The 14,802-nt window shown below is 35.3% G+C and carries 7 protein-coding genes; all 7 read left to right on the top strand.

What is annotated here, in order from left to right; translation table 11 throughout:
• Positions 1-193: 193 nt before the first annotated feature.
• The 7 genes from KHA90_RS09805 (at position 194) to KHA90_RS09775 (ending at position 14,782) form a co-directional block, all read left to right on the top strand.
• Positions 194-1,678 carry an alpha-L-fucosidase gene (locus KHA90_RS09805; RefSeq protein ID WP_213298568.1) on the top strand — a complete coding sequence of 495 codons (1,485 nt, stop codon included), beginning with the start codon at positions 194-196 and terminating at the stop codon, positions 1,676-1,678.
• Positions 1,679-1,736: 58 nt separating this feature from the next.
• The gene (locus tag KHA90_RS09800; protein WP_244860287.1) at positions 1,737-3,929 is read left to right on the top strand and encodes a GH92 family glycosyl hydrolase; all 2,193 of its coding nucleotides are present in this window, start codon (positions 1,737-1,739) and stop codon (positions 3,927-3,929) included.
• A 12-nt stretch (positions 3,930-3,941) separates the two neighbouring features.
• The gene (locus KHA90_RS09795) at positions 3,942-6,602 is read left to right on the top strand and encodes a glycoside hydrolase family 3 protein (protein WP_213298562.1); all 2,661 of its coding nucleotides are present in this window, start codon (positions 3,942-3,944) and stop codon (positions 6,600-6,602) included.
• Positions 6,603-6,866: 264 nt separating this feature from the next.
• Positions 6,867-9,962: a SusC/RagA family TonB-linked outer membrane protein gene (locus KHA90_RS09790; protein WP_213298559.1), complete on the top strand. Its 3,096-nt coding sequence runs from the start codon at positions 6,867-6,869 to the stop codon at positions 9,960-9,962.
• Between the two features lie 17 nt (positions 9,963-9,979).
• Positions 9,980-11,566 carry a SusD/RagB family nutrient-binding outer membrane lipoprotein gene (locus KHA90_RS09785; RefSeq protein WP_213298556.1) on the top strand — a complete coding sequence of 529 codons (1,587 nt, stop codon included), beginning with the start codon at positions 9,980-9,982 and terminating at the stop codon, positions 11,564-11,566.
• A gap of 567 nt (positions 11,567-12,133) precedes the next feature.
• On the top strand, positions 12,134-13,477 hold the full coding sequence (locus KHA90_RS09780) for a sugar MFS transporter (protein ID WP_213298553.1): 1,344 nt from the start codon (positions 12,134-12,136) through the stop codon (positions 13,475-13,477).
• Positions 13,478-13,726: 249 nt separating this feature from the next.
• Positions 13,727-14,782 (top strand): sialidase family protein, encoded by a 1,056-nt coding sequence (locus tag KHA90_RS09775; protein WP_213298549.1) that lies wholly within the window; start codon positions 13,727-13,729, stop codon positions 14,780-14,782.
• Positions 14,783-14,802 lie beyond the last annotated feature (20 nt).

Below are 14,802 nucleotides of genomic sequence, written 5' to 3'. Positions count from 1 at the left end.
CGTTGAAAAAAAGAATATTAAAAAGAAACTAGTTTCTCAAACATAGTCCCGATAGCTATCGGGATGTGTTTTATTACAAGTGAAACGCCTTTTTTAAGCTATGAAAAAACTATGTCTCTATGTGTTAAAAAAATCGCACAAACAAACACACCAATACAAAAAAAAAAACAAAAAACCATAAAATAGAGTAAAGATGAAAAGAGGAATATTCATAATAGCAATATTATTTTCAGTTCAAATGTTTTCGCAGGCAATTTATGAAGATGAGCGTTACGTGCCGGAAACAGATCCGTTAGTACTGAAAAACCTGGACGAATGGCAGGGCAAAAAATTTGGATTATTAATGCACTGGGGAACTTACAGCGAATGGGGAATCGTAGAATCATGGTCAATTTGTCCGGAAGATTATGGATGGTGTGAACGTAAAAAAGGAAGTAATCCGGGAAATTATAATGAATATGTAAAAGAATATGAAGGATTGAAAAAGAAATTCAATCCGGTGAAATTTGATCCTGCAAAATGGGCAAAAGCCGCTAAAAATGCCGGAATGAAGTACATGGTTTTTACAACAAAACACCATGACGGATTTAATATGTACGATACTAAATATTCTGATTATAAAGTAACCGATAAAGAATGCGCTTTTAGTACCAATCCAAAAGCAAATATTGCTAAGGAAATTTTTAATGCATTTAGAGCCGAAAATATTTCAACAGGAGCTTATTTCTCTAAGCCTGACTGGCATAATGAGAATTACTGGGATCCTTATTTTCCTGCTTTTGACAGAAACGTAAATTATGATCCGGCTTTATATCCTGAAAAATGGCAGAAATATGTTGATTTCACACACAATCAAATTTTAGAATTATTATCTGATTACGGTAAAATTGATATTTTATGGTTAGATGGCGGATGGGTTAGAAAAAGAGACCAACAAAACATAAAAGAAAACTACGATGAAAAGTTTGCTGAAAACGAAGCAAAAAATGGTTTCATCAAACACAGAGTAGTAGATCAGGATCCTAAAATGGATGAATTGGTTGTAAAAGCAAGACAAAAACAACCGGGATTAATTGTTGTTGACAGAGCCGTTCACGGTAAAAACCAAAACTATTTAACTCCTGAAGGTCGCGTTCCTGCTAAAACATTGCCTTATCCTTGGGAATCTTGTATTACATCTGGCGGTGGATGGTCGTATACTCCGGACGCGAAATACATGACAGGCAGAGAAGGAATTCATATGCTTGTTGATATTGTGGCAAAAGGCGGAAACTTATTATTGAATGTTGCGCCAAGTCCAGAAGGTGAATGGCAACAAGGGGCTTATGATTTATTAGCGGCTTACGGCGACTGGATGAAAGTAAACGGTACAGCTATTTATGATACAAAACCTATTGAGCCTTTTAAAGAAAATAACATTTGTATGACGCAAAATAAAGGTGGAAACGTATTTTTGTTTTATTTAGCCAAAGAAGGAGAAACTAAAATCCCTGCAGAAGTTGTTGTAAAATCAATCAACCCTAAAAAAGGAACAAAAATTACGATGTTAGGTTCTAAATCTTCCTTGAAATGGACGAAAGAAGCTGAAGGATTTAAAGTTGTAATTCCTGAAAGTTTGAGAAATAATCTACCGGCAAAAGAAGCGTGGACTTTAAAAATTGAAGCGATTAACAGATAGAGAATTAAATATGATTTTTAATAGAAGGATAACCCCACAAACAGCATGTTTTTTTTACATGCTGTTTTTTAGCATAAGTATTTTTGCACAGGAACCGGCAGATTTTGTGAATCCGTTTATTGGGACTTCCAATTATGGAGCCACTTTTCCGGGACCAATTGCACCAAGGGGAATGGCAAGTATTAGTCCGTTTAATGTGGCGGGACATCAAAATAAGTTAGAAAAAGACAGTCAGTGGTTGTCAAATCCTTATGTCAACGAAAATACTTTTTTAACCGGATTCAGTCAGGTAAATATCAGCGGTGTTGGTTGTCCGGAATTAGGGGTTTTGTTATTAATGCCAACAACAGGAAAAGTAGAAACCAATCATTTAAAATACGGTTCAACTTATTCTAACGAAGTTGCAAAAGCGGCTTATTACAGCGTAAATATTGATAAATACAAGATCAAGGCTGAATTTACAGCATCAAAAAGAGTTGGCGTAAGCAAATTTACTTTCCCAAAAGGGCAATCTAATATTTTACTGAATCTTGGTTTAGGTTTAACAAATGAAGAAGGCGCGATGGTAAAAGTAGTTTCGCCAACAGAAATTGAAGGAATGCGTTCCGTGGGTTCGTTTTGTTACAATAGTCCTGAAGATGCTTATCCGGTTTATTTTGTAGCTAAGTTTTCTAAACCCGCGGATAAATTTGGCGTTTGGAAAAAACCAAAAAAATATGAAGGTGTTGAAGCACAATGGATGACTTATAACGACAAAACCAGAATGATGGATAATACCATAAAAACGGTTATTGGCGACAGCATTGGAACTTATTTTACCTATAAATTTAATAAAGAAGAAGTTGTTGAGGTTAAAATTGGCGTTTCGTATGTAAGTATTGCAAACGCGCGTGAAAACTTAGAAACTGAAACCGGAAACAAATCTTTTGAAACGGTTTACAAGGAAACTTATAACGAATGGAACGAAGAACTTTCTAAAATTTTAGTCGAAGGCGGTTCTAAAGACGATAATACGATTTTTTACACGGCATTGTATCACACTTTAATTCATCCGAATATTTTAAATGATGTCAACGGAGAATATCCTGTAATAAAAAGAACCAAGATTGCTAAAACCGATGGAACGCGTTATACGACGTTTTCATTGTGGGATACGTATCGAAACATGCATCCGTTAACGTCTTTGGTTTATCCCAAACAACAATCTGATATGATAAAAAGCATGTTAGAGATGTATGATGAAAACGGTTGGTTACCCAAATGGGAATTAAATTCAACAGAAACATTTACCATGGTTGGAGATCCGGCAAGTATCGTTATTGTCGACGCGTGCCTAAAAGGAATCCAGGATTTTGATATTTACAAAGCCTACTTTGCCATGTTAAAAGGAGCAGATGATACAGAGAATAATCCTTTGCGTCCCGGACTTAAAGAATATATTGACAAAGGGTATTTGTCCACTAATTATCGTGGTCCTGTTTCTACAACGCAGGAATACAATACGTCAGATTATGCGATTTCACTTTTGGCGAAAGCCTTGGGTAAAAAAGATGATTATAAGCGTTTTACGAAACGTTCACTATCCTACCAAAAATTATATGACAAGGATTTAAAATTATTTCGCCCAAGACTGGCAAACGGAAAATGGTATGAACCTTTTGATCCTGCCTCCGGAGCAAATTTTGAAGAGAATGTTGGTTTTATCGAAGGCAATGCGTGGCAATATAATTTTATGGTACCGCATGATATGAAAGGATTAATCAAATTGATGGGCGGTGAAAAAGCATTTTCTGATCAATTGCAAAAAGTTTTTGATACCAAACAATTTGATATGGCAAATGAACCTGATATTTCAAATCCTTATTTATTTAATTATGTAAAAGGCGAAGAATGGAAAAGTCAGGAAATGGTCAAAAAACTGGTGGCAGAATATTTTCAGAACAAACCAAACGGATTACCCGGAAATGATGATACCGGAACAATGTCTGCATGGTTGGTGTATTCTATGATGGGAATTTATCCAATATCGCCCGGAGATCCCATTTATACCATTACAGCACCAATGTTTCATAGAATAACGATCAAATTAGATCCCAGATATTATAAAAAAGAAAGCATTGTAATTGAAAGACAAATCAATAATGATGGAAAAATCAATTCGATTGAAATAAACGGAAAAACACTTAATAGCTTTTTTATTTCGCACGATGAATTTGTGAATGGAAAATTACTGAAAGTGATCCAAAATTAAAACAACACTACTATGTTACAATTACGAATGAAAAAAACAGCCATTATTTTCATAATGGCTGTTGGTTTTTACAACCACGGTTACGCACAAAAAAAATATCCGTATCAAGATCCAAAATTACCGGTTGAGGAAAGGCTTACCGATTTATTAAGCCGAATGAGCCTGGAGGAAAAAGTGCGCCAGATGGACATGTACAAAGGGGAATTTTTTAAGGAAAAGGAAGATTTTTCGAAATCAAAATCAGATTTAAAAATTGGAAATCTTGGCATTGGAGCCATTCACGATATTTATCCGCGATCAGCAAAAATGATTAATGATCTTCAAAGTGAGGTGATTAAAAAGAACAAATGGGGAATTCCCGCGCTTATTATGTGCGAGATGCTTCACGGTTATTTAGATGACGGAAGTACAGCTTTCCCAATGAACATAGGTTTAGGGGCAACCTGGGACACCAATCTTCTGGATAAAGTGGGAAAAGTTATTGGTACAGAAGCCAGAGCGCACGGAGTTCATTTTGGTTTAGGACCCAATCTTGACGTTGGACGCGAACCACGCTGGGGAAGAGTTGCGGAAACTTTTGGTGAAGATGTATATTTAGTTGGTGAACTGGGAACTTCGATGATTAAAGGAATGCAAGGTGATGATTTCAAATCAGATCATTCGATAATTGCAGAACCTAAACATTTTGCCGTGCACGGGATTCCGCAGGCAGGAGGAAATTCTTCTCCGGTTTTGGTTGGAGAACGCAGCGCGCGCGAAGATTTTTTGCCGTCATTTCAAAAAGCATTTACAAAAGGAAACGCGTTAGGAACCATGTGTGCCTACTCTGAACTGGACGGAATTCCCTGTGCTGCAAATCACTGGTTATTGACAGATGTTTTGAGAAAAGAATGGGGTTTTAAAGGAATTGTAGTTTCAGATTTAGGTGCTATAAAATACCTTCAAACGACGCATCATGTTACAGATTCGCCTAAAGAAAGTATTAGAGAAGCAGTTGCAGCGGGAGTTGATATGCAATTTTATGATTTTACAAATGAATTCTGGCAACAAAGCCTTATTGAATTGGTAAACGAGAAAAAACTAACAATGGCACAAATTGACCGTGCTGCCGGAGGGGTTTTAAGATTGAAATTTTTATTGGGATTATTTGAAAATCCATACACGGATAAAAATCTGATTAAAGAACGTTTTCATTCTAAAGAAAATCAGGATATTGCTTTAGAAGCCGGACATAAATCGATTGTATTGCTGAAAAATGACAACAATATTTTGCCTTTAAAAAAGGATATTCAAACCATTGCCGTTATCGGACCCAATGCTGATGCTTCGAGATTAGGAGGATATTCGGTAAAAAATAAAGTAGGAACAACAGTACTCGAAGGCGTAAAACAAGTTGTGGGTGCAAAAACAAATGTACTTTATGAAGAAGGTGTTTCGTTAATTGTAAAAGGACAAATAATTCCATCGAAATTTTTATTCACGCCAGACGGATCTAAAAACGGACTAAAAGGCGAATATTTCAATAATAGAAATGTTGAAGGAACTCCGGCATTAACCCGTATTGACAGTCAGTTAGAGTTTGACTGGCCTTGGTCTCCTGGAGATGGCGTTACAGATGATGATTTCTCGATTCGCTGGACAGGATATATTCAGTCAGAAAAATCATTTGACGGTTGGTTGGGTTTAAGTTCAGATGACGGAATCAGGATGTGGATCGACGATCAATTAGTAATTGACAACTGGACAAAAGGTGCGACAAGCATGGTGACAACTCCAAAAAATATTGAAGCAGGTAAAAAATACAAAGTCCGCATAGAAATGTGGGAAGGCGGTTGGGGAGCCAGAGCGCACTTGCGTTGGAATCTTGAAAAAGTAAACTTTCAGCCGGCAATTGATATTGCTAAAAAAGCAGATGTTGCGATTGTGGTTTTAGGTGAATCAAACGAATTGGTGGAAGAAAACAGAGATGTAGCGTCTTTAGACTTACACGGAATGCAGCAGGAATTGATCGAAGCAATCCAGAAAACAGGAACTCCGGTTGTTTGTGTGTTGTTAAACGGTCGTCCGCTTTCAACAAACTGGATCTCAGAGAATATTCCTGCACTTGTTGAAGCCTGGTTTCCGGGTGAAGCAGGAGGAAAGGCTGTAGCCGATGTATTATTTGGGAATTATAATCCAGGCGGAAGATTACCAATTACGGTTCCTAAATCTGTGGGACAGCTACCTATATATTATAACCAAAAACCATCTGCAATTCACAAATATGTTTCTGAAAGTGAAAATCCGTTGTACACATTTGGTTACGGATTGAGTTATACAACTTTTGCTTATTCAAATCTTGCCATCAGTTCAAAAGAAATTAAAACAAATGGTGAATTAAAAGTAAGCATAGACGTTAAAAATACAGGAAATTTTGATGGTGATGAAGTGGTGCAATTGTATATTAATGACGTTTACAGCAGTGTAACAACGCCAAGAAAAACATTAAAAGGTTTCAAGAGATTGTTTATTAAAAAAGGAGAAACTCAAAAAGTCGAATTTACATTAACTGCAGATGAATTATCACTTTGGAACCGTGATATGAAAAATGTTGTAGAACCGGGTGATTTTGAAGTTATGGTAGGCGGAAACTCAATTGACCTGCAAAAAACAGAATTTAAGGTTTTGCAATAAAAAAGAATAAATGAATAATTATGTTCAGCATTTTAAGTATTTAGCAAGGAATGCTTTTAAGATATAACTAAATCGTTTAGATTAAATTAATAAAACCCGCCTTCTTCAGGCGGGTTTTTGTTTGTAAATTATAAGTTTTTTATGGGTTTATATGTTAAAGTTTACCCAACACCTTTTCAAAATTGTCATTTGTCGAAATAATATTCTGTTAACAAAATGTATTCTTAAGTTTAACATGTTATTAACTCTAAAAAAACAACTAATATGACTAAGAACGTACTAAAATTACTGTTTGTTCTTTGCTTGTTTGCATTCCAAAGCTCACAAGCACAGACAACGGTAAAAGGAACGATAACAGATGCTTCAACGGGAATTCCAATTCCGGGTGCAAATGTTGTTGTTAAAGGAACCAAGACGAGTGCATCATCAGATTTTGATGGAAAGTACAGTATCTCAGTTCCAAATCAATCAGCAGTTTTGGTTTTCACTTATGTTGGTTCTGCTCCAAAAGAAATTTCGGTAGGAACGCAAACTACAATTAATGCAGCGTTAGGCGCAGCGACTCAACAATTAGGGGAAGTTGTTGTAACCGCTCTTGGTATTAAAAGGGAGAAAAAAGCCATTACGTATTCGGCACAAAACATTTCAGTAGAAGAACTTTCAGAAGCAAGATCATTAAACGTAGCCAACTCACTTTCAGGTAAAGTTGCGGGTCTTAACTTCTCGACTACTTCTAATGGTGTAGGTAGTTCTTCAAGAATTACATTAAGAGGAAACAGATCCCTTACTGGAAACAATCAGCCAATGTATGTGGTTGATGGTGTGTCTATTAGTAATGGTACAACGACTGGTAATCCGGATATCGATACAGGAGGAACCACTCAGCCTGATGGTATTTCGAATATTAATCCTGAAGATATTGCTTCGATGACCGTTCTTAAAGGACCATCTGCAGCAGCACTTTATGGGACCAGAGCAAGTAATGGTGTTATTGTTATAACTACAAAATCAGGTAAATCAGGAAAAACTTCAGTTTCGGTATCGTCTAACTTCATGGCTTCATCTGCTTACAATTTGATGAATTTACAAAATGAGTACGGACAAGGAACTTTAGGTGCTTACAACCAGACTTCAAGCTCAAGCTGGGGAGGAAAACTAGACGGAAGTCAGGTTCCCGCTTGGCAATTAGTTCGTAACCCTAATTATGCAGGACCTGCAACAACAAACTACAGTCCGCAACCGGATAACGTAATTGATTTTTATAAAACAGGTTATAATTTAGCAAATTCATTGACTGTTACTACAGGAAATGAAAAAGCTCAGGGTTATTTTTCATATACAAATACAACTGCAGAAGGTATCGTAGGCGGAAACCAATTGAACAGACACAATCTTAATTTAAGATTGACAAGTAAAATATCTGATAAATTATCATTAGATGTAAAAACAAACTACATCGTTCAGGATATCGATAATTTATTGAGAACTGGTGAAGAATCTATTGGTACATCAGCTTATTTATTGCCTCGTAGTATTAAATTTAGTGAATACAAAGATTTTGAATACAGAGATGCAGCAGGACAATTACAACAAAATTATTTCTTAGACGAAGCCGGAGCTCCAGGAGGAAATCCATATTGGTCTGCTTTGCGCGATGATTCACGTAAAGATAAAAGAAACAGATTTATAGGTCTTGCATCTCTTAAATATGATTTTACAAATACAATTAGTTTGCAGGTTAGAACTGGTTTAGACCAAATGACAAACAAGAATGTTAGAAACAGATATGCTACTATAGCTTTTAATAACAATCTTGGTTCATACAGTGAATCTTATGAAACAGTAAGCGAATTCAATACGGATGCGTTACTTTCATACAACGAAAAATTTGGTGATTTCTCTATCGGAATTAATGCGGGTGCTAATACTTTACAACAAAATAGTTCTTCATTATATTCAGGAGGAGTTTTAAGTAAAAGAAACTTTTTTGCCTTATCAAATGTTGCAACGGTTCAGTCGACTTCTACATCTTCAGAAAAACAAATTAACTCAGTTTATGGTTTCTCACAAATTGGATTCAGAAATTATTTGTTCCTTGATTTAACAGCAAGAAATGACTGGTCATCTACTTTACCGGCAGCAAACAGATCCTTCTTTTATCCATCTGTAGGTCTTTCAGGCGTTATTTCAGATATGGTAACTTTACCGGAAGTGGTTAGTTTTGCAAAAGTAAGAGGTTCTTATGCAAAAGTTGGTAATGATACAGATCCTTATCAAACAAGTTCAAGATTATCTTATATTGGTGGTAATGGTGGTATGCTTTATTCTCAAACAACAGCTGCAAACCCTAATTTAAGACCAGAGATGTCAAGTTCAGTTGAATTTGGTGCTGATGTTAAATTTTTCAAAAACCGTTTGGGATTAGATTTTACTTATTTCAAAACAAATACAAAAGATCAGATTTTCTATATCAATACTCCGGAATCTTCTTCGACTTCAAGAGCGGTTGTTAATGGTGGAGAAATTCAAAATAATGGTATCGAGCTTGTACTTACTGCAACTCCGGTTCAAACGGAAAACTTCTCTTGGGATATTACAGCAAATTACGCTGAATACAAATCTGAAGTAAAATCTATTTACGGAGGAAGAGAAGAATTAGTGCTTGGTGAAGGACGTTTAGTAAGAAGTAAAGTTATTCAGGGTGGTGAATATGGAGATTTATATATTAAAGGTTTCCAAAGATCTCCTGACGGAAAAATTATTGTAAACAGTGCAGGTATTCCTCTTGCGACAAATAGTTTTGATGTTCGTGCCGGAAACTTTAACCCGGACTGGACAGCAGGTTTAAAAAATAATTTTAAATACAAAGATTTCTCTTTAAGTTTCCTTGTTGATTTTAGAATTGGTGGTGAAGTTATTTCATACACTCAGGCAAGACAAGCTGGTTTAGGGGTAAGTGATGTTACTCTTGCCGGAAGAGAAGGCGGAATTGTTGTTGATGGTGTTGTGGCAGCTGCCGGAGGAACTTATGTTCAAAACACTACAAGCATTAACGCAGAACAATACTGGACAGCAATTGGGCAAAGAACTCCTATCGCAGAACCTTTTATTTATGATGCAACAAACATCAGATTAAGAGAACTTGTATTTGGATACTCTTTACCAAAACGTATGTTAGCAAATTCAGGTTTTACAAATATTGACTTTTCATTAGTAGGTAGAAATTTATTCTTCTTTGTGAACAAAGCTAAATATTTTGATCCTGAAGCGGGTGCAGGTACAGGAAACTTGCAAGGTATCGAATCTTTCAACATTCCTTCAACGAGAGATTATGGGGTAAATGTTAAATTCGGATTTTAATTAAAAAAAGAGACATCATGAAATATAGTTTTAAAATAAAAACATTAGGAGTTGCTTTAGCACTGGTTTCTGTTTTTTCAAGTTGTACAAACGACTTTGATGAAATAAATACCGATCCTAATTCGCTTACCGAAGATCAGTTAGATGCTACAATGGCAGGACCATCATTTGCATCTGCGCTTTATGCCGGAATTCACAACGGTTCTTATTCATCGCCGGGTGTTGATGATCAGGGAACCTGGGGTATTGCAACAGGAATTTTATCTTCGACTTTTATTCAATATCTAAATTGTGGATACGGAACAGAAAGAAATGCATTCGTAAATGGTTATGAATCACGTGGATGGACAAGATTTTACACCGTTGCTGTTCCAGCTTTAAACAATGCTATAAAAGCATCTGAAGGAAATGCCGAAGCTTTGGCAATTCTTAAAATATGGAAAGTTTTCATGTACAACCAAATGGTAGATGCTTACGGACCAATTCCTTACACAGAGGCAGGTAACAAAAAAGAAAAAGTGCCTTATGACAGCGTAGAATTTATCTACGAAGATTTCTTTAAATTACTTGACGAAGCTAATGCTACATTAAGCGGTTCTTCTATGGTAACAGTTGCTTCATTTCAGCCTAACGATCGTTTGTATGCTGGTAATGTTGCAAATTGGAGAGTATTTGGAAACAGTTTAAGATTGCGTTTAGCTTTAAGAATCTCTGATATTCAGCCTGCTAAAGCAAAATCACAAGCCGAAGCTGCTGTAGCTGCCGGTGTTATGCAAACTAATGGGCAAGGTGCGTTCTTTAAAGCAAGTAATATTACTCCAAACAATTTAAACATGATTGTAAATAGCTGGGGTTATACTATGACAGCTTCTATGGAAAGTATTCTTGTGGGATATAATGATCCAAGGTTAGCAAAATGGTTCTCTAAAATTGATTCTGGTGTTTATCGTGGTCAGCCTATTGGAGGTTTAGAAGATCAGTTTGGAACCACTAAATTCTCTGCTTTTAACAATGACATTATGGGTAATGGTGCAGCAGGAAATCTTAGTGAAACTAAAAATATTGAGGTATTTATGGCTTCAGAAAATTATTTCAGCAGAGCTGAAGGTGCTTTGAATGGATGGAACATGGGCGGAACTGCACAAGATTTATATGAGGCAGGTATCAGAGCTTCGTTAGCACAATGGGGAATTACAGATGCTGCGGCAATAAACGCTTACATTGCAGGAAACACATTGCCAACTTTGCCAAATGTACTGACAATTTATCCAACTTTAGATTTACTGGATATACCTGTGAAATTACCGGTTGCATGGTCTGCGGCAGCTGCAAGCCAACGTACTCAAATTGCGGTTCAAAAATACTTGGCTATTTTCCCTGAATCCTGGGAATCTTGGGCAGACTTACGTCGAAGTGATGCTAAAATAATTTATGCGCCACTTAACACAGATAATAATGATGCAGGAGTTGGTAAAAGTTTGATGAAAAGAATTATTTATACAACTAATGAATATTCTTCAAACAAAGATGCTGTTACAGACGGAATCGTTAAACTAAACGGACCTGATACCGGAGGAACAAAACTTTGGTGGGATACAAAATAAAATAAGTAAGATAAAGAGATTCGTTACTTAAAATTGACAAAAGGAGAGGTAACTCTCCTTTTGTTTTATACAATAATTTCGATTTAATTCGTGCTGATTATTTTTTTATAGCCACACATTATAATGATTCAATTGATTAAAATGTTTGCCACGAATTACACTAATTTTCACTAATTAATTCGTGCTGATTATTTTTTATAGCTACAGATTATAATAATTAAATTGATTAAAATGTTGCCACGAATTACACTAATTTTTACTAATTAATTCGTGCTGATTATTTTTTTATAGCTACAGATTATAATTATTAAATTGATTAAAATGTTGCCACGAATTACACTAATTTTTACTAATTAATTCGTGCTGATTATTTTTTTATAGCCACAGATTATAATGATTAAATTGATTAAAATGTTGCCACGAATTACACTAATTTTCGCTAATTAATTCGTGCTGATTCGTGAAATTCGTGGCGATTTTTTTTAATACTTGAACCAAAAACAACATTTAACCAGAGACGGCAATGTAGATTTTTAATAATTGCCTAATCTTCAAATACACTATATTATGGTTAACAATACAATTTCACCCTCTTCTGAAAAGAAGAAAAACACATTAGTTCCAATTTTAATTATAGCCAGTCTATTTTTTGTTTTTGGATTTGTAACCTGGATCAACGGAGCTTTGATTCCATTTATGAAAACCATAAATGAGTTAACATCAGCTCAATCACTTTTAGTAGCATCAGCATCCTATATTTCTTTTGTCGTAATGGCTTTGCCGGCCTCGTATATTTTAGGTAAAATAGGATATAAAAAAGGAATGTCCTTAGGATTATTCATCATGGGATTTGGCGCTTTAATATTCATTCCAGCCGCAGAAGCCAGAACATATTGGATGTTTTTAACCGGAATATTTATTCAGGGTGCGGGAATGACCTTATTGCAAACAGCATCAAATCCTTATATTACTATTTTAGGACCCATTGACAGCGCCGCAAAACGAATCTCAATTATGGGGATTTGTAATAAAATAGCAGGTGCATTGGGATCGCTAATTTTTGGATCCATTTTATTATCCGGAATAGATGAAATCAAAGAAAAACTAAGTTTAGTAAATACGGTCGAAAAAGCCAAATTACTGGATACCATGGCAGACAGCGTTGTTGCACCTTATATAACAATGGCAATAGTTTTATTTATTTTAGGAATATTAATTAGAAAAGCTCCTTTGCCTGACGTTGAAGCTGAACCTATTGAAGAAGCTAAAGAAGGAGAAACCACAAAGACAAGTATTTTTCAATTTCCGCATTTATGGCTGGGTGTTTTAACGCTTTTTATGTACGTGGGTGTTGAGGTAATTGCCGGAGATACGATTATCGCATATGGTATTGCATTGGGTTTTCCGGCGAGCGATGCTAAATTTTTCACCACATTTACATTATTGGCTATGGTAATAACCTACGGAGTTGGAGCTTTTTTAATCCCAAAATATATTAGTCAGGCTTTGGCATTACGAGCGAGTGCCGTTTTAGGAATTCTGCTTTCGCTCTGCATTGTAGCGTCAAGCGGATTCACCTCTATTATATTTGTTGCTGCTTTAGGAATTGCAAATGCTTTGGTTTGGCCTGCAATATGGCCTTTGACTTTAAAAGGTTTGGGTAAATTTACAAAAACAGCTTCGGCATTATTGATTATGGCGATTTCCGGCGGTGCAATTATTCCTCCGTTATACGGAAAACTTGTCGATATGAATAAAGCAGATATGCTGTCTCAGGGAATGAGCGAAGTTGCATCAACCGCAAATGCCGCAACCGAAGGATATTGGATTTTGCTTCCTTGCTATGCTTTTATTTTATACTACGCGATTATAGGACACAAAGCAGGTTTAAAAAAGGAATATAATAAGTAATAATATTCCGCCAAGAATTCACGAATTTATAAAATAATAATTCATGAATTCGTGACGGAAAAACGATGTATAAATCTTAACACATAGAGACGTAGGTTTTTATGATTGTAAAGAAATAGAAATAAAATGATTCATTCACTATCACAAAGCTATGCGCGTTTAGACAAGTGAAACGCCTTTTGTGCACCAACCAAAACTATGTTTCTATGTGTTAAAAAACAGCATTCCCAACAGTTTAACTTTTACAAAATGATTTCAAAATTTAATTATCCGTTACTTGTATTAATTGTACTAAGTTTTTCTTGTTCATCAGTAAAACAAGTACCAAAAGCAATAAATATCACCCAAAATTTTATTACAGATCAACCCATTACAACAAATAGTCATGCAGCAACATTAGTAGAGCTTGAACCTCATAAATTGATGGCAGCATGGTTTGGAGGGAAATATGAAGGTGCGAAAGATGTCGGGATTTATTTTTCGGTTTATCAAAAGAATAAATGGTCTGCGCCAAAGAATCTTGTAGCACCATTAATAAGGCAAAATGATACTTTGCCTTGCTGGAATCCGGTTTTATTTAAAAGCAAAAGTCAGAATTTGTATTTGTTTTATAAAGTCGGTAAAAATCCAAGAGAATGGTTTGGTGCTATGATAATTTCAAAAGATAATGGAAATACGTGGACTAAACCTAAATATCTTCCTGACGGAATCCTTGGACCAATTAGAAACAAACCTATTGAAACAATTTTAGGCACTATTTTATGCGGAAGCAGTACTGAAAGTGTAGCTGATAATAAATGGAGAGTTCATTTAGAAAAATATACTGAATCTACAGATTCGTGGAAAAAAATTGCTCTCAATGACAAAAAACAATTTGAAATTATTCAGCCCACATTTTTAGTTCATTCTGATAAGGAAATTCAAATTTTATCCAGAAGCAAACATAATAAACTGATTTCAAGTTGGTCAAATGATAACGGAAATACCTGGCAGAAAACCGATAGTACTAATGTTGTCAATTCAAATTCAGGAGTTGATGCTGTCACTTTAAATAATAAATCATTTTTATTAGTAAACAATCCGCTGAAGATTGGAAAAGACTGGTTCAATGGAAGAAATGTTCTGGATGTTGAATATTCTAAAGATGGTGTTAATTGGGAAAAGTTATTTGATCTTGAAAACCAAAAAGAAGGTGAATTTAGTTATCCGGCAATTATTGAAACATCAGATCATAAAATTCATATTCTATATACTTATAATAGAAAATATATTAAACATGTAGCATTTGAATTAAGTAAGTTTTGAAATAATTCCTAACTTGTGTA

Origin of the sequence: Flavobacterium psychroterrae (genome assembly GCF_018380615.1) — a bacterium.
GTDB classification, from domain to species: Bacteria; Bacteroidota; Bacteroidia; order Flavobacteriales; family Flavobacteriaceae; genus Flavobacterium; species Flavobacterium psychroterrae.
The sequence above is the reverse complement of the archived record's forward strand: the minus strand, read 5'-3'. Positions and strand labels throughout refer to the sequence as shown.

Bases quoted from the DNA above. Each gene is read 5' to 3' on its own strand.
- KHA90_RS09790 (WP_213298559.1), top strand. From the start codon at position 6,867: ATGACTAAGAACGTACTAAAATTACTGTTTGTTCTTTGCTTGTTTGCA.
- KHA90_RS09805 (WP_213298568.1), top strand. From the start codon at position 194: ATGAAAAGAGGAATATTCATAATAGCAATATTATTTTCAGTTCAAATG.
- KHA90_RS09800 (WP_244860287.1), top strand. From the start codon at position 1,737: ATGCTGTTTTTTAGCATAAGTATTTTTGCACAGGAACCGGCAGATTTT.
- KHA90_RS09780 (WP_213298553.1), top strand. From the start codon at position 12,134: ATGGTTAACAATACAATTTCACCCTCTTCTGAAAAGAAGAAAAACACA.
- KHA90_RS09795 (WP_213298562.1), top strand. From the start codon at position 3,942: ATGTTACAATTACGAATGAAAAAAACAGCCATTATTTTCATAATGGCT.
- KHA90_RS09775 (WP_213298549.1), top strand. From the start codon at position 13,727: ATGATTTCAAAATTTAATTATCCGTTACTTGTATTAATTGTACTAAGT.
- KHA90_RS09785 (WP_213298556.1), top strand. From the start codon at position 9,980: ATGAAATATAGTTTTAAAATAAAAACATTAGGAGTTGCTTTAGCACTG.